The 24,918-nt window shown below is 65.8% G+C and carries 22 protein-coding genes; 14 read left to right on the top strand and 8 right to left on the bottom strand.

Features of this window, described 5'->3' with window-relative positions; genetic code table 11:
- Window positions 1–612: 612 nt before the first annotated feature.
- Complete coding sequence (locus tag ACSSV8_RS00465) at window positions 613–1,053, bottom strand: tellurite resistance TerB family protein (RefSeq protein WP_354539710.1); 441 nt, start codon at window positions 1,051–1,053, stop codon at window positions 613–615.
- A 164-nt stretch (window positions 1,054–1,217) separates the two neighbouring features.
- Here ACSSV8_RS00465 and ACSSV8_RS00460 point away from each other — a divergent pair, with 164 nt between their 5' ends.
- Entirely contained in the window at window positions 1,218–1,802 is a 585-nt protein-coding gene (locus ACSSV8_RS00460) for a hypothetical protein (RefSeq protein ID WP_454281154.1), read from the top strand.
- Here ACSSV8_RS00460 and ACSSV8_RS00455 read toward each other — a convergent pair.
- Both ACSSV8_RS00455 and secG read right to left on the bottom strand, forming a co-directional pair.
- A complete protein-coding gene (locus ACSSV8_RS00455) occupies window positions 1,788–3,431 on the bottom strand; it encodes a CTP synthase (protein WP_354539712.1) in 1,644 nt (547 codons plus the stop codon). The genes ACSSV8_RS00460 and ACSSV8_RS00455 overlap by 15 nt on opposite strands.
- A 162-nt stretch (window positions 3,432–3,593) precedes the next feature.
- The gene (secG, locus tag ACSSV8_RS00450; protein WP_354539713.1) at window positions 3,594–3,962 is read right to left on the bottom strand and encodes a preprotein translocase subunit SecG; all 369 of its coding nucleotides are present in this window, start codon (window positions 3,960–3,962) and stop codon (window positions 3,594–3,596) included.
- Window positions 3,963–4,296: 334 nt separating this feature from the next.
- Here secG and nrdR point away from each other — a divergent pair, with 334 nt between their 5' ends.
- From nrdR to ACSSV8_RS00395, 11 genes are all read left to right on the top strand, one after another.
- Window positions 4,297–4,770: a transcriptional regulator NrdR gene (nrdR, locus tag ACSSV8_RS00445; RefSeq protein WP_354539714.1), complete on the top strand. Its 474-nt coding sequence runs from the start codon at window positions 4,297–4,299 to the stop codon at window positions 4,768–4,770.
- Between the two features lie 28 nt (window positions 4,771–4,798).
- Window positions 4,799–5,869: a bifunctional diaminohydroxyphosphoribosylaminopyrimidine deaminase/5-amino-6-(5-phosphoribosylamino)uracil reductase RibD gene (gene ribD, locus ACSSV8_RS00440; RefSeq protein WP_354539787.1), complete on the top strand. Its 1,071-nt coding sequence runs from the start codon at window positions 4,799–4,801 to the stop codon at window positions 5,867–5,869.
- A 45-nt stretch (window positions 5,870–5,914) separates the two neighbouring features.
- Window positions 5,915–6,733 (top strand): TIGR00282 family metallophosphoesterase, encoded by an 819-nt coding sequence (locus ACSSV8_RS00435; protein WP_354539715.1) that lies wholly within the window; start codon window positions 5,915–5,917, stop codon window positions 6,731–6,733.
- An 81-nt stretch (window positions 6,734–6,814) separates the two neighbouring features.
- Window positions 6,815–7,555, top strand: coding sequence for a YebC/PmpR family DNA-binding transcriptional regulator (locus tag ACSSV8_RS00430; RefSeq protein WP_454281153.1), 741 nt, complete (start codon window positions 6,815–6,817; stop codon window positions 7,553–7,555).
- A gap of 106 nt (window positions 7,556–7,661) precedes the next feature.
- On the top strand, window positions 7,662–8,888 hold the full coding sequence (locus ACSSV8_RS00425; protein ID WP_354539717.1) for an N-acetylmuramoyl-L-alanine amidase: 1,227 nt from the start codon (window positions 7,662–7,664) through the stop codon (window positions 8,886–8,888).
- Window positions 8,889–8,979: 91 nt separating this feature from the next.
- Entirely contained in the window at window positions 8,980–11,484 is a 2,505-nt protein-coding gene (locus ACSSV8_RS00420) for a penicillin-binding protein 1A (protein WP_454281152.1), read from the top strand.
- Between the two features lie 68 nt (window positions 11,485–11,552).
- Window positions 11,553–12,680, top strand: a complete 1,128-nt coding sequence (gene prfB / locus ACSSV8_RS00415; protein ID WP_354539719.1) for a peptide chain release factor 2 — start codon at window positions 11,553–11,555, stop codon at window positions 12,678–12,680.
- 117 nt (window positions 12,681–12,797) lie between these two features.
- Window positions 12,798–13,019 carry a twin-arginine translocase TatA/TatE family subunit gene (locus ACSSV8_RS00410; protein WP_354539720.1) on the top strand — a complete coding sequence of 74 codons (222 nt, stop codon included), beginning with the start codon at window positions 12,798–12,800 and terminating at the stop codon, window positions 13,017–13,019.
- A 7-nt stretch (window positions 13,020–13,026) separates the two neighbouring features.
- Complete coding sequence (tatB, locus tag ACSSV8_RS00405; protein WP_354539721.1) at window positions 13,027–13,452, top strand: Sec-independent protein translocase protein TatB; 426 nt, start codon at window positions 13,027–13,029, stop codon at window positions 13,450–13,452.
- Complete coding sequence (gene tatC, locus ACSSV8_RS00400; RefSeq protein WP_354539722.1) at window positions 13,449–14,366, top strand: twin-arginine translocase subunit TatC; 918 nt, start codon at window positions 13,449–13,451, stop codon at window positions 14,364–14,366. Before tatB ends, tatC begins: the two co-directional genes overlap by 4 nt.
- Window positions 14,367–14,369: 3 nt before the next feature.
- Complete coding sequence (locus ACSSV8_RS00395) at window positions 14,370–15,203, top strand: ATP-binding protein (protein WP_454281151.1); 834 nt, start codon at window positions 14,370–14,372, stop codon at window positions 15,201–15,203.
- On the opposite strand, the gene ACSSV8_RS00390 is transcribed toward ACSSV8_RS00395, so the two are convergent.
- The 5 genes from ACSSV8_RS00390 to ACSSV8_RS00370 form a co-directional block, all read right to left on the bottom strand.
- Window positions 15,166–16,236, bottom strand: a complete 1,071-nt coding sequence (locus ACSSV8_RS00390; protein WP_454281150.1) for an AbrB family transcriptional regulator — start codon at window positions 16,234–16,236, stop codon at window positions 15,166–15,168. The two genes, ACSSV8_RS00395 and ACSSV8_RS00390, sit on opposite strands and share 38 nt — an antisense overlap.
- 42 nt (window positions 16,237–16,278) lie before the next feature.
- A complete protein-coding gene (locus ACSSV8_RS00385; protein ID WP_454281149.1) occupies window positions 16,279–18,516 on the bottom strand; it encodes a molybdopterin cofactor-binding domain-containing protein in 2,238 nt (745 codons plus the stop codon).
- A gap of 1 nt (window position 18,517) precedes the next feature.
- Window positions 18,518–18,979 carry a (2Fe-2S)-binding protein gene (locus tag ACSSV8_RS00380; protein ID WP_454281148.1) on the bottom strand — a complete coding sequence of 154 codons (462 nt, stop codon included), beginning with the start codon at window positions 18,977–18,979 and terminating at the stop codon, window positions 18,518–18,520.
- Window positions 18,980–19,255: 276 nt separating this feature from the next.
- Window positions 19,256–19,972: a response regulator transcription factor gene (locus ACSSV8_RS00375; protein ID WP_354539727.1), complete on the bottom strand. Its 717-nt coding sequence runs from the start codon at window positions 19,970–19,972 to the stop codon at window positions 19,256–19,258.
- On the bottom strand, window positions 19,969–21,873 hold the full coding sequence (locus ACSSV8_RS00370) for a PAS-domain containing protein (protein ID WP_454281147.1): 1,905 nt from the start codon (window positions 21,871–21,873) through the stop codon (window positions 19,969–19,971). Before ACSSV8_RS00370 ends, ACSSV8_RS00375 begins: the two co-directional genes overlap by 4 nt.
- A 230-nt stretch (window positions 21,874–22,103) precedes the next feature.
- Between ACSSV8_RS00370 and ACSSV8_RS00365 the strand changes: the two genes are divergently transcribed.
- Together ACSSV8_RS00365 and ACSSV8_RS00360 are read left to right on the top strand one after the other, a co-directional pair.
- Entirely contained in the window at window positions 22,104–24,047 is a 1,944-nt protein-coding gene (locus ACSSV8_RS00365; protein WP_354539729.1) for an AMP-binding protein, read from the top strand.
- Window positions 24,048–24,052: 5 nt separating this feature from the next.
- Window positions 24,053–24,865 carry an ABC transporter ATP-binding protein gene (locus ACSSV8_RS00360; RefSeq protein WP_454281301.1) on the top strand — a complete coding sequence of 271 codons (813 nt, stop codon included), beginning with the start codon at window positions 24,053–24,055 and terminating at the stop codon, window positions 24,863–24,865.
- Window positions 24,866–24,918 lie beyond the last annotated feature (53 nt).

Below are 24,918 nucleotides of genomic sequence, written 5' to 3'. Positions count from 1 at the left end.
ATGCGCTGCCGTTGCGCAGAGGCCTAACCCCTACGCTTGCACAGTCGATCAGATGATCAACGGCGCGGCGATCACACCCGAATCCCGCGACCATGTCGCGCCTCGGATACATGCGGTCGCCCCCGTGACCTATGAGCATCAACCCCCCAGTTGGGCTACCTCTCTTTTAAGTGAAGGTCGCGTTTTGCCCAAGGGGAATTTGGCGGCATTGTGGCTGCGACCTGGGTCAGGACGCGCGGTTTTCGCCATATTTGCCCTGATCTTGCCATGATCGTCAGGACGGATTGTTTCCGCGAACGGGTGCAAAATCGGGTCTTGGGCGCGGTTGCGCTCCTGTCTTCGACGCCAAAGGCGTTTCCTTGCGTCATTTTGCCTGTGGATTGTTTCTCGACAGGCATTTCCGATGCCTCAGCACCATGAAAGTTTGTGGCGAGAATTTATCGTTAACGTGTTCGTTTCCGGTCGCGCAACAATCCTGCACATGCAAGCGCATTGTTGCGTCTTGGCCGGTGGTGCGCCCGATGAGACCGCGCAAACGTGATTCGCTTCATCGCTTTTTCGTGAATTGCGTCGCTGATCCGGATCGCGCGACCTCTGGTCAGGCGGCGTCGATCACGCCTGACCCCTGGCCAAGGCTTGTGCCGCCATGCTGTCGGCTTCGCTCAGTCCCATTGCCGCGCGCGCGGCGTCGAGAACGGCCAGTTCCTCGGGGGCGCTTTCACCGTCGGCGAGTACCACCTCCCAGAGCGCCTCGAGCGCCGCGAGGCGCGCCTCGCGCCGCACTGTCTCGCGAATCACGTGGCCGAAATCCGCCGTGTCGGGGGCCTCGTGTTCGAGCCGCTCGCACAAAGCGCGCATCTTGGCCGCCTCGATCGGTCCCAGCCCGAAAAGGCGCGTCAGCAGCCGGTCGATGCGCTTGATCTCGGCCAGGTCGTAGTGACGGTCGGATTTCGCCACCCGCACCATCAGCGCGCCGAGCGCAAGCTTTTCATCCGGCTCTGGCAGGGGGATCGGCCGTGGTGCCGAAAAGGCGTGGAGGATGCGCGACAACATGACCCAAGCCTAGTCAATGCCCCGCATGTCCCCAAGTAGATTCTCGTGCACGTAACCGTGACCCTGCTCCGGCGCGGCTTTGCCGCAACGCCGCCACGATTGCTCCACACAAACTGCGTTTTGCGCGGCGAGTTTGCGGCATCAGCCCTTGAGGACCCAGCCCGATGCGTGATGACCGCACGAACCTACGCCCCGCCCTGCCGGTCGCAACGCCGGACGGCAAGGCGCGGGCCCCGATCCCTGACCCGCTGACGGCGGTTCTGGCAGCGTCTGACTGGTCGCCGGATGGTCTTGACGATCTGGGCAGGACCATGGCCCGCCGCGATATCGACCTCGGCACCGCCATCCGTGTGTTTTTCGAGGGAGAGCCGGAACGCTTCAACTACATGCCCAAGCGGGACGTTCCTGCCGAATTCCGCAGGACCGTGCGCCTGCTCGACAATATCTGCCAGCGCATCAACAGCGGCTTCTACCTGCCACATCCGGGGCAGCGCCTGCCGTGTTGCGCGGCCCTTGAGACCTGGCTTGGATATCAACGCGCCGACGCCACAGAGAATCGCAAGGGGCGCTGGAGCCTTGACGAACGTGTGCTCGTTCCGCTTTTCGATCCGTCCTGGTGCAGCGCCCCCGACCATGTCCGCCGCCGTGATAAGGCTGCAAGCTTCTGGCACGCGGTCCTGGCTCCGCTGCGCGGCCTCGGGATCGACCGCGACATTCTCAAATACAAGGATCGCTCAGACCAGCCGTGACGTCTCGATCGCCGCGCGCACGAAATCGGCAAAGAGCGGATGCGGCGCGAAGGGTTTGGATTTCAACTCGGGGTGATATTGCACGCCGATGAACCACGGGTGATCGGACCATTCCACGATCTCGGGCAGGCGGCCATCGGGCGACATGCCGGAAAACGTCAGGCCGCAGGCCTCCAGCTTCTCGCGGTATTTCATGTCCACCTCGTAGCGGTGGCGGTGGCGCTCATCGATCGCCGTCGTGCCATAGATCCGCGCCACGCGGGAGCCGTCCTTGAGCACGGCGTCATAGGCGCCGAGGCGCATCGTGCCACCCTTGTCGTCGCTCAGATTGCGCGTGACCTTCTCGTTGCCCTGCACCCATTCCTTGAGATGATAGACCACCGGTTCGAAGCGCTTTCCTCCTGCCTCATGGTCGAACTCTTCGGACCCCGCGTCCTTGAGCCCTGCCACGTTGCGCGCCGCCTCGATGACGGCCATCTGCATCCCGAGACAGATCCCGAGATAGGGAATCTTGCGCGTGCGGGCGAATTCCGCCGCCCGGATCTTGCCCTCGGTGCCGCGCTCGCCAAAGCCACCCGGAACCAATATCGCGTGAAATCCTTCAAGATGCGGGGCAGGGTCCTCGCGCTCGAAGATCTCGGCATCGACCCATTGCACATTGACCTTGACCCGGTTGGCCATGCCACCATGAATGAGCGCCTCCTTGATGGACTTGTAGGCGTCCTCAAGCTGCACGTATTTGCCGACAATGGCGATATTGACCTCGCCATCGGTGTTCTGGATGCGGTCCACCACGTCCTGCCATACGGTCAGGTCGGGGCGCGGTGCGGGGCTGATCTGGAACACGTCGAGCACCGCCTGATCGAGCCCTTCGCGGTGATAGGCGAGCGGCGCCTCGTAGATCGACTTGAGGTCATAGGCGGCGACCACATGCTCCTTGCGGACGTTGCAGAAGAGCGCGATCTTTTCGCGTTCCTTGTCGGGAATGGGCTGTTCGGAGCGGCACACGAGGATATCGGGCGCGATACCGATGCTCTGCAATTCCTTGACGCTGTGCTGCGTCGGCTTGGTCTTCAACTCGCCGCTTGCCGCCAGATAGGGCAGCAGCGTGAGATGCATGAAAAGGCACTGCCCGCGCGGGCGGTCATGGCTGAATTGCCGGATCGCCTCGAAAAACGGCAGCCCCTCGATATCGCCGACCGTGCCGCCAATCTCGCACAGCATGAAATCGACCTCGTCCTCGCCGATGGCGAGGAAGTCCTTGATTTCATTTGTGACATGCGGAATGACCTGGATGGTCTTGCCGAGGTAATCGCCGCGCCGCTCGCGCTCCAGCACGTTGGAATAGATCCGCCCCGACGAGACGGAATCACTCATCCGGGCGGGCACACCGGTGAAACGCTCGTAATGGCCAAGGTCGAGATCGGTTTCGGCCCCGTCATCGGTGACGAACACCTCGCCATGCTCAAAAGGCGACATCGTGCCGGGATCGACGTTGAGATAGGGGTCAAGCTTTCTGAGCCGCACCGAGAACCCGCGCGCCTGCAAGAGCGCCCCGAGCGCGGCCGAGGCCAGACCCTTGCCGAGCGAGGACACAACGCCGCCGGTAATGAAGATGTAACGCGCCATGCGGCTGGCCCCCCGTGATGCAGTTGTCGCTTGGTCAAAGCCCCGGACGGCCCTCAAAAGCCACCCGATCACGGGATTTAACCCATAAAGGATTCGAAGCACCCGCGCAAGGCGGACGCTAGATCATGGTGCGGGCACAAGAGTGCCCGCAAAAAGTTGTGGTCAGTCTGCGCGCGGCGCAAGTGGTGCGGTATCGCCCGCAGGCGGCGGCAGAAGCGAATCCACATCCGGCAGTCCCGGTGCCACCGGCGCGGCGGGCGCGGGTGCCGTGGTGTCGCCAAGCCGGTCGAGCACCGATATGCCTGCCGCGTTCTGCGCTGCGATGATGGTGAGTGTGATCGAGGTCACGATGAAGGCCGCAGCAAGGATCCATGTGATCTTGCCAAGCGCCGTGGCGGCTGCACGGCCCGTGATCGCGCCGCCGCCGCCTCCGCCCATGCCGAGCCCACCCCCCTCGGAGCGCTGCATCAGCACCACGACGATCAAGCCGAAGGCGAGCAGCAGATGAATGGTCAGGACGACATTTTCCATGGGGGCAGGGCCTCTGCTTTACCGGAGTGTTGCGCGCTATCTAGGCAATTCCGCGCGGGGCCGCAAGGCGAGAGACGGGGAAGGGGACAGACGCGCCCGGACGTGTGCAGGCCCGGTGACCCGGAAGCACCATTCCGCCGAAGGGTTGGACGGCAGGCCGCGCCATCGCGCCTTGTTTTCAATGGTTCATACCGGCTTCGACGCGGTTTGTCGCTGCATCTGGGGGCGCGAAATCCCCTCTACCCAAAACCTTGGGGCCGTCCTATAGTGCGTGTGGAGAACCGGGCGTCAGACCCATGGTCCAAGAGGCAGAGATGAAAGAGGGGGACGGCACATGCGCTGCCCGTTTTGCGGAAATATCGACACGCAGGTCAAGGATTCCCGACCGGCAGAAGAGCATGTCTCGATCCGGCGGCGGCGCTTCTGCCCCGCCTGTGGCGGACGGTTTACCACCTATGAGCGCGTGCAGTTGCGCGATTTGGTGGTGGTGAAATCGAACGGGCGCCGCGAGGAGTTTGACCGCGACAAGCTTGAGCGGTCCGTGCGCATCGCGCTTCAGAAACGCCCCATCGACCCCGAGCGCATCGAACAGATGATTTCCGGCATCGTGCGCAGGCTCGAAAGCATGGGCGACACCGATATCCCCTCCAAGGTGATCGGCGAGATCGTGATGGAGACGCTCGCACGGATCGACACGGTGGCCTATGTCCGCTTTGCCAGCGTCTACAAGAATTTCCAGGAAGCCGACGATTTCGACCGCTTCGTGAGCGAGCTGCGCCCCGAAGAGGGCGCGCCCGCCCAAGATTGAGCGCGTGACCGGGGCCGATCGCCGCTTCATGGCGCTTGCCCTGTCGCTGGGGCGGCGCGGGATGGGACAATGCGCGCCCAACCCGGCCGTGGGCTGTGTGATCGTGCAGGGAAACCGGATCGTCGGGCGCGGCAGCACCGCGCCGGGCGGGCGTCCTCATGCCGAGCCGCAGGCGCTGGCGCAGGCCGGGGGGCTGGCGCGCGGGGCCACAGCCTATGTCACGCTCGAGCCCTGCGCCCATCACGGACAAACGCCGCCCTGTGCCGAGGCGCTGATCGCCGCGGGGGTGGCGCGGGTCGTGGCCCCCTTCGACGATACCGATCCGCGCGTTTCGGGGCGTGGCTTTGCCATGCTGCGCGCGGCGGGTATCGCCGTGACCACGGGTATTCTGGCCGATGAGGCCGCGCGCGACCATGCGGGGTTTCTCATTCGCAACGAGGTGGGCCGCCCCTTTGTCACGCTGAAACTGGCGACAAGTTTTGACGGGCGCATCGCCACCGCCTCGGGCCACAGCCAGTGGATCACCGGACCGCAGGCGCGGCGCGCGGTCCATGCCATGCGCGCGCGCCACGACGCGGTGATGGTGGGCGCGGGCACGGCGCGCGCCGACGATCCGATGCTGACCGCGCGCGGCATGGGCGTGACGCGCCAGCCGGTGCGCGTGGTGGTCTCGCGCAGGCTTGATATTCCGCTGATGTCGCAGCTTGCCCGCAGCGCGCGCGAGGTGCCGCTCTGGCTCTGTCACGGGGCCGAGGTGGACGACGCGCTGGCCCTGGCGTGGCGCGGCATTGGCGCGCGGCTCCTGCCCTGCGACGTGGTGGCGGGGCAGGTCGATCCGGCCTCGCTCTTGCAGGCCCTGGGCGCGGCGGGGCTGACGCGGGTGTTCTGCGAAGGCGGTGGGGCGCTGGCCGCCTCGCTGCTCGCGGCGGGGCTGGTGGATGAGCTGGTGGGCTTTACCGCGGGCCTTGCCATCGGGGCCGAGGGCTTGCCGGGGATCGGCGCGTTGGGTCTTGCGCGGCTTGACGAGGCCCCGCGCTTTGCGTTGATCGAGGCGCGCGCCATCGGGGGCGACGTTCTGCACCGCTGGGCGCGCGCCTGAGCTTCGGGCTTGCCCTTGGTGCGGCTGCCGCCTAACAAGACCGCCATGAAGCTGCTTTTTCTTGGTGATGTGATGGGGCGCGCGGGGCGCGCGGCGGTGGCCGAACGGCTGCCGAAACTGCGCGCGGCGTGGAAACTCGATTTCGTGGTGGTCAATGGCGAAAACGCGTCGGGCGGGATGGGCCTGACGGCGGCCCATGCCAAGGGTCTGTTCGAGGCCGGGGCCGATGTGGTGACGCTGGGCGATCACGCCTTTGACCAGAAGGACATGCTGCAAGAGGCCGAGCGCGAGCCGCGCATCATCCGCCCGCTCAACTTTGCCAAGGTGGCGCCGGGGCGCGGGCACCGTGTCTTTACCGACGGACGCGGGCGGCGGGTGCTGGTGGCGCAGGTGCTGGGCAATGTGTTCATGCGCCGCGCCTATGACGATCCGTTCTCGGCCATCGACACGGTGCTGCGCACGCACCCCCTGGGCGGCGCGGTGCAGGCGGCAGTGGTCGATGTGCATTGCGAGGCGACCAGTGAAAAGATGGCCATGGGCCATTTCTGCGACGGGCGCGCGAGCCTGGTTGTGGGCACCCATACCCATATCCCCACGGCGGACGCGCAGATCCTGCCCGGCGGCACCGCGTTTCAGGGGGATGCGGGCATGTGCGGCGATTACAACTCGGTCATCGGCATGGACCGCACCGAGCCGATGCGCCGCTTCGTGACCGGCATGGGCAAGGAACGGTTCACGCCCGCCATGGGGGCGGTCACGCTGTCGGGCGTCTATGTCGAGACCGACGATGCGACGGGCCGCGCCACGCGCATCGAGATGGTGCGGCAGGGCGGGCGTCTGGTGCAGGCAGGCCCCGGCGACTGAGGCTGCCACCTGAGCCGTTGCCCCGCGCGCAGCAAGCGGCTAAAAGGCCCGGAAATCGCAAGCATCCCACAAGAGGACATTATGGCCGGCCATTCAAAATGGGCGAATATCCAGCATCGCAAGGGGCGGCAGGACGCCGTTCGCGCCAAGCTTTTCTCCAAGTTCTCCAAGGAGATCACCGTCGCGGCCAAGATGGGCGACCCGGACCCCGACAAGAACCCGCGCCTGCGCCTTGCGATCAAGGAGGCCAAGGCGCAATCCATGCCCAAGGACAATATCGAACGCGCCATCAAGAAGGCGCAGGGCGGCGATGCGGAGGATTACGAGGAAATCCGCTATGAGGGCTATGGACCGAACGGCGTGGCGGTGATCGTCGAGGCGATGACCGACAACCGCAACCGCACCGCCTCGAACGTGCGCTCGACCTTCTCCAAGAATGGCGGCAACCTGGGCGAGACCGGCAGCGTCGGCTTCATGTTCGAGCGCAAGGGCGAGATCACCTATCCCGCCGATGCGGGCGATGCCGACACGGCGATGATGGCCGCGATCGAGGCGGGGGCCGAGGATGTGGAAAGCGGCGAGGACGGCCATGTGATCTGGTGCGGCGATACCGATCTGGGCGAGGTCGCGGCGGCGCTTGAATCCACGCTTGGCGAGAGCGCATCCACCAAGCTGGTCTGGCGACCCACCACGACGACGGAGATGGACCTCGAGGGCATGCAGAAGCTCATGAAGCTCATCGAGGCGCTGGAGGATGATGACGACGTGCAGCGCGTCACCACCAATTTCGAGGCCTCCGACGAGACCATGGCGTTGCTCTGAGCGGCAGGCGCGAGATTTCGAGTATTTTCGGAACGATGAAACGCCGGGTCTGTTTTCGGACCGCGCGCCGGGCTATGCTCGGGGCAACGAGACCGGAGACCGGCATATGGGCAGTTCCTTTCTGAAATGGCTGGTGGCGGGGCTGTGGCTTTGGGGCGCGCCCATGGTGGCGGCGCAGGAGTTCAGCGCGCTGGCGCGGCTCGATCTTGCCGCAAGCGGGATCGACGACCACGGGCGCGGGGTGGAGCTGCGGCTGTCGCTCACGCAGGGGGTGCCGTGGCGGGTGCTGACGCTGGAGGCCCCCGAACGGCTGGTGCTCGATTTCCGCGAGGTGGACTGGCAGGGGGCCGAGGGGGCACTGGCCGTTGCCACGGACCGGGTGCGGGGCTTGCGCATGGGGCAGATAAGGCCGGGCTGGTCGCGCATGGTGATCGATCTGGCGGGGCCGCATGTGTTCGAGGGGGCCGGGCTCGAGGTGGACGGACAGAGCGGCGCGGCGATGCTCCGGGTGCGTCTGGGGGCCGAGGACGCGGCGCGCTTCTCGGCCACGGCGGGCGTGCCCGAGGGGCCGGGATGGGAGGCGGCAACGCCACCTGCGGCGGTGCTCGCCCCCCTGCGCGACCCTGACGCACCCCTTCGGGTGATGATTGATCCGGGCCATGGCGGCATCGATCCGGGTGCCGAGGTGGACGGGCTTCAGGAAAAGCACCTGATGCTGATGCTGGCGCGCGAATTGCGCGAGGCGCTCTTGCGCGCGGGCGGCTTCGAGGTCTGGCTCACCCGCGAGGGGGATGAATTTGTCAGCCTCGAGGGCCGCGTGGCGTTGGCGCATCGGGTGGGGGCGGACGTGTTCCTGTCGCTCCATGCCGATGCGCTCTCGGATGCGCGCGCGCGGGGGGCGTCGGTCTATACGCTAGCCGACAGCGCCTCTGACGCGGCAAGTGCGGCCCTGGCCGAGCGTCACGACCGCGCCGATATTCTTGCCGGTGTTGATCTGAGCGGCACCGACGATGTGGTGGCGGGTGTGCTGATGGATCTGGCCCGGCAGGAGACGCAACCGCGCGCCGAGGAGCTTGCCGGCACGCTGATAGAGACCTTCCGCGCCGGGGCCATCCCGCTTTTGTCGCGGCCCATGCGGCATGCGGGGTTTTCCGTGCTCAAGGCGCCGGATATCCCGTCGGTGCTGATCGAGACCGGGTTTCTGTCCAACGAGCGCGACCGCCGCCACCTGAGCGATCCCGCCTGGCGTGCCGATCTGGTGGCGGCGCTGCGCGCGGCGCTGGAGACCTGGGCGCGCGAGGATCGCGTGCGCGCCGGTCTGGTGCGGCAATGAGGCGGAAACCGGCCTGCCGCGATCACGTTTGTGTTTTGACGGCTGCGCCACGGGCCCTTATATCGGGCGCAGCGTCGATGAGGAGAGTGCCGTGCTGCGCCCTGTGATTAGCCTTCTGGGCAGCCTGTTCAGCCTGATCACCCTTGTCGTGGTCATCATCGGGCTGTCGATCGGTGCGGTGCTGCATATCTATGGCAAGGACCTGCCGAGCCATGAGAGCCTTGCCAATTACACGCCCCCCACGATCAGCCGGATCTATTCCGCCGAAGGGCGCATCATCGACGAGTTCGCCCGCGAGCGGCGGCTGTTTACCCCGGCCGAGGACATTCCCGATCTGGTGAAACAGGCTTTCATCAGCGCCGAGGACAAGAATTTCTATTCCCATCACGGCTATGACGCCATGGGCATCGCCTCGGCGATCTATGACGCGGTGAAATCGCGCGGCAAGAACGTGCGCGGGGCCTCGACCATCACGCAGCAGGTGATGAAGAATTTCCTGCTGTCGGGCGACCGGCAGATGGAGCGCAAGATCAAGGAGATCATCCTCGCCACCCGCATCGAGGAGACGCTCAGCAAGGAGCAGATCCTCGAGCTCTATCTCAACGAGATTTTTCTCGGGCAGAACAGCTATGGCGTGACCGCCGCCGCGCAGACCTATTTCAACAAGTCCTTGCGCGCGCTGGCCCCGCACGAGGCGGCGACGATCGCGGCCATGCCCAAGGCGCCGAGCGACTATCACCCGGTGCGCGAAAAGGAGCGCCTGCTTGACAGGCGCAATTTCGTGCTGCGCGAGATGTGGGAGAACGGCTATCTGACCGAGGCCGAGTATCGCGCCGAGCGCGAGATGCCGCTGCGCTCGGTTCAGAACGGCGATTTCACCCCGTTCAGCGCCGAATTGCCCCCGCGCGACTATTTCACCGACGAGATCCGCCGCCAATTGAGCGAGATCTACGGCGAGGGCGAGTTCTTTACCGGCGGCCTGACCGTGCGCGCCACCATCGACCCCGAGATGCAGGTTCATGCGGCGCGCGCCCTGCGCCGTCAGCTCGAGGCCTATGATCGCGGGCAGGGGCGCTGGCGCGGCACCGGTGAGAGCCTGCCCGAGGAGGTGCTGGGGTCCGAGGCCGACTGGCAGGCGGCGCTCGCGGCCTTGCGCGTGCCGCGCGACATCGAGCTTGACGGGCTGTGGTTTCCTGCCGTGGTTCTGGAAACCGGCGATCAGGCCATGCGCATCGGCATCGAGGGCATCGACGGCATTCAGGAGGTGCCGCGCAGCGATATCCGCTGGCTGCCGGGCGATTTCCGCGCGACCTTTGCCCGTGGCGATGTGGTGCATGTGCGCGCCGTCACGAAGGACGGCGCCTTCGAGAACTGGAGCCTGCGGCAAGTGCCCGAGGTGCAGGGTGCCTTCATGGCGATGGACGTCAACACGGGCCGCGTGATTTCGATGCAGGGCGGGTTTTCCTACCAGCATTCGGTGTTCAATCGCGCGACGCAGGCGATGCGCCAGCCGGGATCGAGCTTCAAGCCCTTCGTCTATGCCGCCGCCCTCGACAGCGGCTATTCGCCCGCCACCATCGTCATCGACGCGCCCATCGAGATCAACACGCCGCAGGGCCTGTGGCGGCCGCGCAATTCGTCGAACAAGTTCTACGGGCCCACGCCGCTGCGCACCGGGATCGAGCAATCGCGCAACCTCATGACCATCCGCCTTGCGCAGGAGGTGGGGATGGATCTTGTCGGGCGCTATGCCGAACGCTTTGGCGTCTATCAGAACATGGGGCAGTTTCTGGCCAATTCGCTGGGGTCCGAGGAAACCACGCTCTACAACATGGTGGCGGCCTATGCGATGTTCGCCAATGGCGGCGAGCGCGTGCGCCCCAGCCTTGTCGACCGGGTGCAGGACCGCCATGGGCGCACCGTCTACCGGCAGGACACCCGCGACTGTGTCGATTGCCGCGATCCGGGCATCGCGCGCGACCGTGGTCCCCGGATCGTCTCGGACCGCGAGCGGGTGATGAACGCGATCACCGCCTATCAGCTTACCTCGATGATGACCGGCGTGGTGGAGCGCGGCACCGCCAAAGGTGCCATCAACTTGCCGGTGCCCGTTGCGGGCAAGACCGGCACCACCAATGACGCGCGCGACGTGTGGTTCGTGGGCTTTACCAGCAATATCGCCGCTGGCTGCTATATCGGCCATGACCAGCCGCGCGGTCTTGGCCGGTCGGCCTATGGCTCCTCTCTCTGCGCGCCGGTGTTTCAGGAATTCATGCAAGAAGCGGTGCAGAAATACGGCGGCGGCCCGTTCGAGATCCCGCCGGGCGGGCATTTCATCAAGATCGACCGGTTCACCGGCGCGCGGCTACCCGATGACGCCACCGGCGATTACGTGGTGGCCGAGTATTTCCGCGACGGGGAAGAGCCGTTCTTTGGCGTGGCCTATGACGGTGGCTTTGCCATGGGCCGCGATCTTGACCTTTTCGCGCGTGGCGAGGGCGAGCAGGTGCGCGAGGTGACCACCTCGACCGGCCAGAAGGCGACGGTAGGGGGCCGCGCGAGTTTCGGCTCGATGAGTTCGGGCGGGCTCTACTAGCGGTCCCTTGTCCATATCCCGGCGCTGCGGTATCAGGCGGCTCTGATCAGCCGAGGACAAGACCGACCATGCGCGCCGAAACCCAGACCCTCGTTTCCGAGATCGAAAAATCGCTGGAACTTCTGCGCCAGCGGCTGGGATGGGAGACCGCGCGCCACCGGCTCGAGGAATTCAACGCGCGGGTGGAGGACCCAACGCTCTGGGACGACCCCGAGCGCGCCCAGACGCTGATGCGCGAGCGTCAGGCGCTGGTCGATGCGCTGGACACGCATGACCGGATCAAGCAGGAGCTTGACGACCATCTCGGCCTGATCGAGTTGGGCGAGATGGAGGGGGACACCGAGGTCGTGACCGAGGCCGAGGCGGCGCTCAAATCGCTTGCCAAGGTGGCCGCCGCCAAGGAGCTGGAGGCGCTTCTGGATGGCGAGGCCGATGCCAACGACACCTTCCTCGAGATCAACGCGGGTGCCGGCGGCACCGAGAGCTGTGACTGGGCGTCGATGCTGGCGCGCATGTATGTCCGATGGGCCGAGAAACGCGGCTACACGGTCGAGTTGCAATCGGAATCACCGGGCGAGGAAACCGGAATCAAGTCCGCCGCCTACAAGATTTCCGGTCATAACGCCTATGGCTGGCTCAAGTCCGAATCGGGCGTTCACCGTCTCGTGCGGATTTCGCCCTTTGATTCGGCAGCCAAAAGGCACACTTCGTTCTCCTCGGTCTGGGTCTACCCGGTGGTTGACGACAATATCGAGATCGAGATCAACCCCTCGGATATCCGCATCGACACCTACCGGTCCTCGGGCGCGGGGGGGCAGCACGTCAACACCACCGACTCGGCGGTGCGGATCACCCATATTCCCACCGGGGTTGTCACCACCTCCAGCCAGAAATCGCAGCACCAGAACCGCGATATCGCCATGAAGGCGCTGAAATCGCGGCTCTACCAGATGGAGCTTGACCGCCGCAACGCCGCCATCAACGAGGCCCATGACGCCAAGGGCGATGCGGGTTGGGGCAACCAGATCCGGTCTTACGTGTTGCAGCCCTACCAGATGGTCAAGGACCTGCGCACCGGGCACGAGACCTCCGATACCAAGGGTGTGCTCGATGGCGACCTCGATCCGTTCATGGCCGCCACGCTGGCGCAGAACGTGTCCGGCAAGAGCCGCGCCGAGGCCCAGTCGGACGAATAGCGCCCGCGCGATTTGCGCATGCGGGGTGGATTGGTCCTTTCATCGGGCGCGACGAATGTCTAGATAAAGGCAATCAAGGGTCCGGGGCGGCACGGCCCCGAGCAAGGGAGAGAAGAGATGCTCAACAATATCGGCCTTCCCGGCATTCTGCTGATCGCCGTGGTGGTGCTGGTCCTTTTCGGGCGTGGCAAGATCTCGGCCCTCATGGGCGAGGTCGGCAAGGGGATCACCTCGTTCAAGAAGGGCATCGCCGAGGGCAACAAGGAGCTTGAGGATACCAGCGAAACCGCCCAAGAGGCGCGCGACGTGACACCCGCGCAAGAAAAAGACAAGGTCTGAACCCTGAATGTTCGACCTTGGCTGGACCGAGCTTCTGGTCATCGGGATCGTGGCGCTGATCGTCGTCGGCCCCAAGGACCTGCCCGGCATGTTCCGGGCCGTCGGCCGGTTTGTCGGCAAGGCCAAGGGCATGGCGCGTGAATTCAGCCGCGCGATGAATGACGCCGCCGACCAGTCCGGCGTGGGCGACATCCAGAAATCGTTCAAGGCCGCGTCGAACCCGATGAAGACGGCGATGAACGAACTCAAGAAGACCACCGAGGACGTGACCCGCGACCTTGAAAAGACGGCGCGACCGCCGCTTGATCCCGAGGTTCAGGCGCGGGCGGACGCGACCCGCGAGAAGGCCGAGGAACTGGCCGCCGAGCGTCGCGCCGCCGAGGCAGCCGCCGCCCCGGCAAGCGCCGACAAGGGCACCGGGGACAAGGCATGAGCGTGCCCGAGGACGACATAGACGAGTCCAGCGCCCCGCTGATCGAGCACCTGGCGGAATTGCGCACGCGGCTGATCCGATCGGTCATGGCCTTTGTCGTCGGTATCGTTCTGGCCTTCACCGTGGCCGAGCCGATCCTGCAATTCCTGCTTGGCCCGATCGAGGCCACGTTGCGCGAAATGGGCGACCCGTCGCCGACGATGCAGTATACCAGCCCGCAGGAATACCTGTTCACGCTGTTTCGCATCTCGATGGTGTTCGGCTTTGCGCTGGCCTTCCCGGTGATCGGCTTCCAGATGTGGCGGTTCGTGGCACCCGGCCTCTATAAGCAGGAAAAGAACGCGTTCCTGCCCTTCATGATCGCCTCGCCGGTGATGTTCCTGTTGGGCGCGTCGTTTGCGCATTTCGTGGTGACACCGCTGGCGATGGCGTTTTTCCTTGGCTTTGCCGATGTGCCCTCGATCATCGCCGACCTGATGGGCGGGCTTGTTGACTCTGACGCGGTGCCAGCGGTCCCCGACGCCCCGGCGGCCAGCGACGGCATTCGCATCACCTTTTTCGGCAAGGTCAACGAGAGCCTCGATATAACGCTGAAATTCATCGTGGCCTTCGGTCTGTGCTTTCAACTGCCCGTTCTCCTTACGCTCATGGGCAAGGCCGGGCTGGTCAGCGCGGTTGGTCTCAAATCGGTGCGCAAATACGCGGTGGTGGGCATCCTCGTGCTGGCCGCTCTGGTGACGCCGCCCGATGTCATCACCCAGCTGATCCTTTTCGTGGTGGTCTATGGCCTCTACGAGGTCTCGATCCAGCTTGTCGCGCGTGTCGAGAAGAAGCGTGAAAAGGAGTTGCGCGCGCAGGGGCTGTGGTTCGATGACGAGGACGAAAGCGACCCTTCTGACGAGATCAAGAGCTAGGCCATGGACCCGATTGACCGTATCGCCGCCGCGCTGGAGCGGATGAGCCCCGCGCCGCTGACAGCGCCCGATTTCGACGGGGCGGAGGCGTTCGTCTGGCACGTCTCCCCCGACCGGCTGGAGCCGGTGCGCGAGGTCAGCCGCGTCGATATGGGCCTTCTCGTGGGCATCGACCGCGCGCGCGACACGCTCCTGGCCAATACCCGCCAGTTCGCGCGCGGCCTGCCCGCCAACAACGCGCTTCTGTGGGGCGCGCGGGGCATGGGAAAATCGAGCCTCGTGAAGGCCGTGCACGCCGCCGTTCTGGCCGAGGGCCTGCCGCTCAAGATCGTGGAGTTGCAGCGCGAGGATCTGCCTTCGGTGGGCCGCCTGCTGAACCTGTTGCGCGGCGCGCAGGCACGCTTCCTGCTGTTTTGCGACGACCTGTCGTTCAGCCATGACGACCAGCATTACAAATCATTGAAGGCCGTGCTCGATGGCGGGATCGAGGGGCGGCCCGATAATGTGGTGTTCTACGCGACCTCCAACCGCCGCCACCTCATGCCCCGCGACATGATCGAGAACGAGCGCTCCAGCGGCATCAACCCTTCCGAGGCGGTCGAGGAAAAGGTCTCGCTCTCGGACCGGTTCGGGCTCTGGCTCGGCTTTCATCCCTGTGATCAGGACGAATACCTGTCCATGATCCGGGGCTATTGCGCGGCTTACGGGGTCGGGATCGACGACGCGGCCTTGCGCGCCGAGGCGATCGAATGGCAGGCCACGCGCGGCGCGCGTTCGGGCCGCGTGGCGTGGCAGTTCTTCACCGATCTGGCGGGGCGGCACGGGGTGCGCGTCTGAGCCTCGTCACCGTGCCGATCACCAGCACGGTGAGCAGGATGCGGTAAATGTGGTGCAGCGTGACAAAGGCCGGGTTGGCCGAGAGGCTGAGCGCGACCAGCGCCATTTCCGTGACACCCCCCGGTGCCAGGCTGATCACCAGCACATCGACCGGCTCTCCCGTCACGGCGTGCAGTCCAACGGCAAGTGCTACACCCACCGCCAGCATCCCCGCGACCGACACGACGGCCAGCCCCGCCCCGCGCAGCATCAGCCCCCGGTTCAGCCCGGTGAACCGCATCCCCAGAGCGGTGCCAAGGATCACCTGCGCCAGATTGACCAGCCATTGCGGAATCTCGAACCCCAGCAAGCCCGAGAGTGACAGCGCCGCCGCCACCGCCATCGGTCCGGTCATCTGCCCCGCCGGCAGGCGCAGCACCCGGCCCAAAGCCAACCCGCCCAGACATGCCAGCATGATCAGCGGCAGGTCCGACCACGGCACCTCTGCGCGCGCAAGGCTCATGCCCGCAGCACTTCCCACCGGCGCACCCAGCCAGAGCGAAAGGCCAAAGGGCAAAAGCGTCACCACCGCGATGATGCGCAGGAATTGCTGCATCATCAGCCGCGTGACATCCGCCCCCGCCGCCGTGCCCATCTCGATGCTTTCATAGAGGCCGCCGGGGGTGCTGGCGTAAAACGCCGTCACCCTGTCATAGCCCCCCAACCAGCGGAAGACCCCGTAGCCGAGGCCATGGGCCAGCCCCACAAAGAGCGTCACCGCCCCCAGCGTCAGCGCATAATTGTGGGCTTCGGAAAACAGGGCGGGCGTGACCTGCGCGCCGATCATCAGCCCGATGATGGCGATGAACGCGAGCCGCACAGGCTCGGGAAAGCGATAGCCCTCCGGCAGCCGCTCGGGCAGCACGGTGGCAATGAGCGCCGAGACGACAAGCGGCCCGATGAGGAAGGGCAGGGGAAAGCCTGCCGCCTGCGCCCCGACCCCGGAAAGGCCCGCAATCGCCAGAAGCAGGAGGGTGGTCACAAGCGTCGGCATGACCCTCTTGAAGCACCGCGCGCGGGCGGGGGCAAGAGGCGCTCAGACAAAGCCGATATGCGTGTCGAACGGCATTTCGCGCAGCCGTTTCCCGGTCGCGGCAAAGATCGCATTGGCGAGCGCCGGCGCGGCGGGGGGCACGGGCGGTTCGCCCACCCCACGGATCCGCTCGCCGTTTTCCAGCCCGCGCACGGTGATCTCGGGGCACTGATAGAGGCGCATGGCGCGGAAGGTGTCAAAATTCGTCTGTTCGGTCACGCCGTTCTCATAGGTGATTGCGCCATGCATCGCGTGCCCCAGACCAAAGACCACGCCGCCCTTCACCAGCCCGTCGAAATTCACCGGATCGAGCACGCGCCCGACCTCGGCGGCCACATGGACGTGGTCGAGGCGGATGCCCTCCCCGGTCGCGCTCACCGCCACCACCATCGCGCAGGGCACCCCGAACGACAGGCAGAGCGCCACGCCGCGCCCGCGCCCCGCCGTCATGGGCGCGCCCCAGTCCGACATTTCGGCCACCGCCTCCAGCACCTTGCGCGAGGGCGCGTGATCGCAGAGCCGCAAGCGCTCTTCCAGCGGGTCGGCCCCGGCGGCGTGGATCACCTCGTCCAGCAGGCTCTCGTGGAAAAATCCGTTGGTCGAGGCCCCCACCGAGCGCCACGAGGAAATCGGGGCCAGTTCCGGCGCGCGATAGCCCGTCACCCGGTAATGCGGTATGGCATAGGGCTGATCCCAGGCCCCCGCCACGATCTGAAGATCGGGGCCGGGGGCGGGGATGTTCTGCCGCCCCATCTGCGAGGCGATGACCGAGGGCATGGCGATGCCCAGATCGAGCGCCTCGACCCGTCCCCCGGCCACGCGGCCCCGCCCGCGCGCCATGGCGATCTGACGGGGAAAGTCATGGCCCATGTCCTCTTCGCGCGAATAGGTCAGCTTCACCGGACGCCCCGGCACGGCCATGGCGATGCGCGCGGCATGGCGCACCGCCTCATCCTCCAGCCGGTGCCCGAAGCTGCCGCCGATCATCTGCGCGTGGACATGCACCGCCTCGGGCCCAAGGCCGGTGATCGCGGCCACGTTGGTCTGGACAAAACGCGGCACCTGCGTGCCCGTCCAGACATCGACACGCCCGGGCGTATGGAGCACCGTGGCATTGAGCGGCTCGAGCGGCGCATGGGCCAGATAGGGCGCGCGGTATTCGGCCTCGACATCCGTTGATACGGCCAGCGCGGCCGCCACATCGCCGGCATCGCGGAATTGGCTGTCTTGTCGCGCGCTGTCAAAGCTGTCCGAGAGCGCCTGCCAATGCCCCGCCATGCCGGGCGGAAACGGGGTGGGGCCATGATCGAGCGTGATCGCCTGCGCCCCCTGCATCGCGTGCCATGTGCTCGTGGCGACGACGGCCACGCCAGCGGGGAGCGCGACAATCTTTTCAACCCCGCGCATCGCCTCGGCGCGGGTCGCGTCATAGCCCCGCAACGCCGCGCCCTGCGGGGCCAGCCTCACAGCGGCATAGAGCATGTCGGGCCGCGTCACGTCGATGCCATAACCTTGCGTTCCGGTGGATTTCGCCACGATATCAATGCGCTGCATCGGCTTCGTCAGCAGCCGCCAATCGGCCGGGTCGCGCAGCGTGACCTCGGTCACCGGCTCGGTCCGCGCCGCCTCGGTGGCCAGGCTCCGGTAGCTGAGCCGCGTGCCATCCGGCAGGATCACCGCGCCGCGTTCGGTCGTGAGGCTTGCCACCTCGACCCCGTGAAGGCGCGCCGCCGCCGCCTTCAGCGTCTCGCGCGCCACCGCGCCTGCGCGGCGCAGTTTCTCATAGCCATCCGGCACGGTGGTCGATCCGCCGGTGATCTGCATCCCCAGAAACTTCATCGGGGCGGCCATCGCGCCGCGCGCCGCCTCGGCCAGCCAGCCCTCGTCGGTCGCGCGGAACGGCACCGCCTCGGACGAGAGCGCCGTGTTCCAATAGGCGCGGTCCGGCGGGCCGGGATCGGTCATGATCTGGTCAAGGTCGACATCCAGTTCCTCGGCGATGAGCGCGGCCTGCACCGAGGTGGCCCCTTGCCCCTTGTCGGCGCGCGGCGTGATCAGTGTGATCGCTTCGGCGGTGATGATCACATAAGGCGTGAGCGCCGCCGCCCCCTCCGGCAGGTCGCGCAGGAGCGGGTTCGCATAGGGCGTCCTGAACCGCCAGACGCCAAAGGCCACGCCGCCCGCGATGGCCGCTGATCCGATGAGAAATGCCCGCCGGGCGATGGTTTTCGCGCGCCCCATCTCAGGCCCCCTTCATCGCGCGCGCAGCGGCCCGGACGGCCTCACGGATGCGCGGATAGGTGCCGCACCGGCAGAGGTTGCCCGACATGGCGTCGTCGATCTCGGCATCCGAAGGCTCTGCCACCTCGGCCAGAAGGCTCGCCGCCTGCATGATCTGCCCTGACTGGCAATAGCCGCATTGCGCCACCTGGCGCTCGATCCAGGCCGCCTGCACCGGGTGCGGGGCCGCTGGCGTGCCCAGCCCCTCGATGGTGGTGACCGGTCCCCAGACATCGCCAAGCGCCACCTGACAGGACCGCGTGGCGACCCCGTCCACATGCACGGTGCAGGCCCCGCATTGCGCGATCCCGCAGCCGTATTTCGTTCCCGTCAGGCCCAGCACATCGCGCAGCACCCACAGAAGCGGCATGTCGGGATCAAGCCCTTCGGTGGGAAAATCGGCCCCGTTCACGGTCAGCGGCATGGCGGCTCCTTCCTGTTCTGTGGCGGAAGATAAACCGTTCGGTTCAGGTGTAAAGCGGGATTTTCGGCGTGGCCGGGCGCGGGCCGAGGCTGGCCGACCTGATGGGCGCCAGCGAAGATGATGTGCCGGCCTGTATCGGGCTCCCGCCCGTTCTGGCCTCAGACTGTCCACCGGACAGTCTGCCGACCTTCGGCCCTGATGCCGCGCCGGGAGCAGCAACCGAAGGTCTGTTTCAGCCCAAAAGCCAGCCGGGCCGCGATCCCCTTGCGGGCCGCGTCACCCCCACCCCACATCCCCCAGAAAGATATAGCCCGCGCCGTAGATCGTCTTGATCAGGCGCGGGTTCTTGGGGTCTTCGCGCAGCTTGGTGCGCAGCCGCGAGATGCGCACGTCCATGGCCCGGTCAAAGCTCTCGCCCGCCGCGCCGCCAAGCGCCTCCTGCATGGCCTGCCGGGATATAAGCCGCTTGGGCCGCTCCAGAAACAGCCGCAGCACCTCGCCCTCGGCATGGGAAAAGGGTGTCTCGGTGCCGCTGTCATCCTCCAGCACATAGCGGTCGAAATGCGCCACCCAGCCGTTGAAGCGCGCCACCTCGCCGGTCTGGGTGCTGGGCGTGCCCCGACGCAGGCGGGCGCGGATGCGGGCGACCACCTCGGCGGGATCAAACGGCTTGATGATGTAGTCATCCGCCCCAAGCTCAAGCCCCGTGACCCGGTCCTGCACCTGCGCTCTTCCTGAAATGATGATCACCGTCGCCCCCTGTTCGAGCGCGAGGCGATGCACGAGGCCGAGCCCGTCGCGGTCGGGCAGCGACAGGTCCACGAGACAGACATCGGGCGTTGTGGTCCGCAGCGCGGCCTCGAACTCGGTCGCGCGGCCAAAGGCCATGGTGCGAAACCCCGCCTCGTTCAACGCGTCGGCCAGCATGGTGCGAATGGCCGGCTCGTCGTCCAGAATGGTCACCAGCGGGGCGGTTGCGGCGGGTGTGGTCATGGGCGGTCTCCGGCAGTGAGCGCGGCGTCAAGCTGTGCTGCGGTGAAGGGTTTGCGCAGCACCGGGGCTGCGGCGGCGGCGGCCCGGTAAAGCGGGTCGTCGGGCGGCAGCGAGGTCATGAGCACCAGCGCGCAGCCCTCGGGGCGGGGCAGGCGGGCAAGGTCGATCCCGGTGCGCGCGCCTTCGAGCACCACATCCGAGAGCACGGCGGAAATCTCGGGCAGATCGTCGAGCAGGGCGGCGGCCTCCTCGACGCTGGCAGCCTCGATCACGCTGTGGCCCGCACTGCGCAGCATGTCGCGCAGGGTGGAGCGCAGGTCGGGGCTGTCCTCGACCAGAAGCACCAGACCGGGCGGGCGCGCATCCCCCGCAGGCCGCAGCGGCAGGCGCAGCACCACCTGCCCGCCCTCACTTGTATTGCCCAGCACGATCCGCCCGCCCGCGAGCTTGGTCATGTCATAGACCATCGACAGGCCAAGCCCCGACCCCTCGCCGCCCTTGGTGGTGAAGAACGGATCAAGCGCATGGTCGAGCGCCTCCACCGAGAAGCCGGGCCCGGTATCGCGCACGATGAATTCCAGCCATGTCCCCTGAAGCGGGCGCACCGAGAGCGTGATCCGGCCCGTGGGCGCGCAAGCGTCGCGGGCGTTGAGGATGAGGTTGAGCAGCGAATCCTGCAACATCCCCGCATCGAGCAGGTAGCGCCCGCCCGTCCCGGCCTCGACCCTGAGCGCGACACCCGAGGGCAGAGCCGAGCGCGCAAGGGTTTCGAGATCGGTCAGAAAGGCGGCAAGGTCGGTGGGCACGGGTTCGTGCTCGCGCGGGCCGGTCATGTCGGCGATACGATTGAGCAACCCGCCGCCGCGCCGCGCCGCCGCGATGGTGGCGTCGATCAGCGCGCGCGCCTCGGCGGCCAGCCCCATGCGGGCAAGGCGCGACTGCATTCCCAGAATGATCGTCAGCAGGTTGGAGAAATCATGCGCCAATCCGCTGGTCAGTTGCGCCGCCATCTCGCGCCGCCGTGTCTGTTGCAGCGCGGCGCGGGTCTGGCTTTCCTCGGTGATGTCCATCGACAGGATATAGACCCCGCCGCTGGTGGGATCGGGCGTGAGCGCCACGCGGATGCGGCGCGAACTTGGCTCATGGGTGAATTCAAAGACCGAAGAGTGCCCACGATACGCCTTGTCAAGTTCGGGGTCGAGGACCGCCCATGTCTGTGGCCCCAGAACCTCTGCCGCGTGCACGCCAATGAGATCGGCGCGCGATCCGGGCATGATCGCGGTCAGCCGCCGGTTGGAATAGGTATAGCAGCGGTCCGGCCCGATATGGGCGATATGGGCGGGCATCATCTCGGCGGTGAGGCGCGTGCGCGCCTCGGCTTCGGTGATCTGGCGCTTGGCCTCTTCGAGGGCGGTGATGGTGGCCTGCAACTCGCGGTTGGCGGTGGCCAGCTCCTCCGAATAGGTCAGGATCTGGTCCGAGAGTTCCTCGGAGCGTGCGCGCAACAGCGCCTCCTGGCGTTTGGCGGGGGTGATGTCGGTATAGACGGTGACCCAGCCGCCTTGCGGCAGGGGCGTGCCCTCGACGGAAATGGTGCGGCCATTGGCGCGGGTGCGCTCCATGTAATGCGGCTCAAACGCGCGGGATATTTCGACGCGGCTGGCCACGAAGCCCTCCACGTCGCCCACGTCGCCGTAATCGCCGCGCGTGGCGAGATACCGGATGGTGTCGGCGAAATCGGCCCCCGGCGTTACCAGCGCATCGGGCAGGGCGAATATCTCCTGAAAGCGCCTGTTGCACACGGCCAGCCGCAAATCACGGTCATAGATGGTCAGCGCCTGCTGAATGAGGTTCAGCCCGGCCATGGTCATGGCATCGCGGTCGGCGTGGTTGGCGCTCATCTCCGTCTCCTCCGCCTTCTTCGCTAGCACCGCCCCCTTGGCACGCAAAGACCCTATCGCGGCCTGTTACAATTCGTAAGTTTTGCGACATGTTCAGGAAAAAGTTGACCGCCAACCATAAACGCGCACCCTTGAGGCAATGAGAATCGCGCCTTGGGTGCGGCCCGTCGGAGGGGACGGGCGAAAGGGAGGAATGGGATTTGGCACAACCGTCACAACCGACGGAGGGGATGGACTCCATCCCGGCACTTCTGCAACGCAACGCCACGCGCTTTGCGAACCGCGCCGCCTACCGCGAAAAGGAATACGGCATCTGGCAAAGCTGGACCTGGGCCGAGGCGGAAAAGGAAATCGAGGCGCTGGCGCTGGGCCTGATCAATCTGGGCGTGAACGAGGGCGATTTCATCGCCATCATTGGCCGCAACCGGCCCTATTTCTACTGGTCGATGGTCGCCGCGCAATCGGTGGGGGCGATCCCCGTGCCGCTCTATCAGGACGCCGCCGCCCCCGAGATGGAATACGTGATGGAGCATTGCGGCGCGCGCTTTGCCATCGTGCAGGATCAGGAGCAGGTCGACAAGCTCATCGAGGTGCAGGAACGGCTGCATCAGCTTGAGCATATCATCTATGTCGATCCCCGCGGCCTGCGCAAATACGACCACCACAAGCTGCACCGTTTCATCGACATTCAGGAGCAGGGCCGCGCGGCCTATTACGAATGGATCGAGGATCTGAAGGCGCGGCGCGAACGGCTGACCTATGACAGCGTCTGCGTCATGCTCTACACCTCCGGCACCACCGGCAAGCCCAAGGGCGTGGTGCTGAGCAATCGCAACATCATCGAGGCGTCGCGGTCATCCTCCGAGTTCGATCATCTCACCAAGGACGAGGAGGTGCTGGCCTACCTGCCGATGGCTTGGGTGGGCGATTTCATATTTTCCATCGGGCAGGCCTATTGGTGCGGCTTCTGCGTCAACTGCCCCGAAAGCCCCGAGACGATGCAGCTTGACCTGCGCGAGATCGGGCCCACGTATTTCTTCGCCCCGCCGCGCGTCTTCGAGACGCAACTGACCAATGTCATGATCCGGATGGAGGATGCGGGCCGCGTCAAGAAATGGCTGTTTCATCACTTCATGGCGCATGCGCGCCGCGTCGGCCCCGCGATCCTTGATGGCAAGCCCGTCGGGGCGATGGACCGGCTCAAATACCGGCTCGGGTCGCTTTTCGTCTACGGCCCGCTCAAGGATACGCTGGGTCTTGGCCGGGTGCGGGTGGGCTATACCGCCGGTGAGGCGATCGGGCCGGAGATTTTCGATTTCTACCGCTCGCTCGGCATCAATCTCAAACAGCTTTACGGCCAGACCGAGGCCAGCGTGTTTATCACCCTGCAACCCGATGGCGAGGTGCGTTCCGACACCGTGGGCGTGCCCGCGCCGGGCGTGGAAATCCGCATCAGCGACACGGGCGAGGTGTTCTATCGCAGCCCCGGCACCTTTGAATATTACTACAAGAACCCCGACAGCACCGCCTCGACCAAGGATGCCGAGGGCTGGGTCGCCACCGGCGATGCGGGTTTCTTCGAGGAAGGATCAGGCCACCTTCGGATCATCGACCGCGCCAAGGATGTGGGCAAGATGGCCGATGGCCGCCTGTTCGCGCCGAAATACGTGGAGAACAAGCTCAAGTTCTATCCCAATATCCTCGAGGCCGTGGTGTTCGGCAACGGGCGCGACAAATGCACCGCCTTCATCAATATCGACCTGACGGCCGTGGGCAACTGGGCCGAGCGCAACAATATCGGCTATGCCTCCTATCAGGAACTGGCGGGCCACCCTCAGGTGCTGGAGACGATCCGCGGCCATGTCGAGGAGGTCAACCGCAGCCTTGCCGATGATCCGATGCTGTCGCACAGCCAGGTGCATCGCTTCCTCGTGCTGCACAAGGAACTGGATGCCGATGACGGCGAGATGACGCGCACCCGCAAGGTGCGGCGCAACGTGATTTCCGACAAGTTCGGCGATCTGGTGACCGCGCTTTACGATGGCTCCGACGAGATATTCACCACCACCGAAGTCACCTACGAGGATGGCCGCAAGGGCGCGATTTCGGCGACGCTGAAGATCGTGGAGGCGCAGGTGGTTCAGATCCAAGAGCAGAAGGTGGCGGCGGAATGAACGAGATGACCCCCGAGACCACCCTCACCGCCGATGGCCGCAAGATCGGCGGTGTGGTGATGGAGATGAAGAACATCACCCTGCGTTTTGGCGGGGTGGTGGCGATCAAGGATATCTCGTTTGACATCCGCGAGGGCGAGATCCGCGCCATCATCGGCCCCAACGGTGCCGGCAAATCCTCGATGCTCAACGTCATCTCGGGCTTCTACAACCCGCAGGAGGGCGAGGTCTGGTACAAGGGCCAGAAGCGCCCGCCGATGAAGCCCTATGAGGTGGCGCAGCAGGGCATCGCGCGCACCTTCCAGAACATCGCGCTTTTCGAGGGCATGAGCGTGCTGGACAACGTCATGACGGGCCGCATCCGGCAGATGAAGACCGGGCTTCTGGCGCAGGCGATCTGGAAGGGCCGCGCGGAGCGCGAAGAGGTCGAGAACCGCGCGGCGGTGGAAAAGATCATCGATTTTCTGGAAATACAGCATATCCGCAAGACCCCCGTGGCGCGGCTGCCCTACGGTCTTAAAAAGCGGGTGGAACTGGCGCGCGCGCTGGCGGCCGAGCCGTCGATCCTGCTTCTGGATGAGCCGATGGCGGGCATGAACGTCGAGGAGAAAGAGGACATGAGCCGCTTCATCCTCGATGTGAACGACGAATTCGGCACCACGATTGCCCTCATCGAGCATGACATGGGCGTGGTGATGGACCTCTCCGACCGCGTCGTTGTGATGGATTACGGCAAGAAGATCGGCGATGGCACCCCCGACGAGGTGCGCAGCAATCAGGCGGTGATCGACGCCTATCTCGGGGTGGCGCATGATTGATTGCGCGGCGCGACATCACCCTGGACGCGCTCCGGGGTCTCTGGCCCTCGGCG

It is taken from the genome of Roseovarius sp. MBR-79, assembly GCF_053628555.1.
Note: the sequence above shows the minus strand (reverse complement) of the source record. Positions and strands in the feature narration are given on the sequence as shown.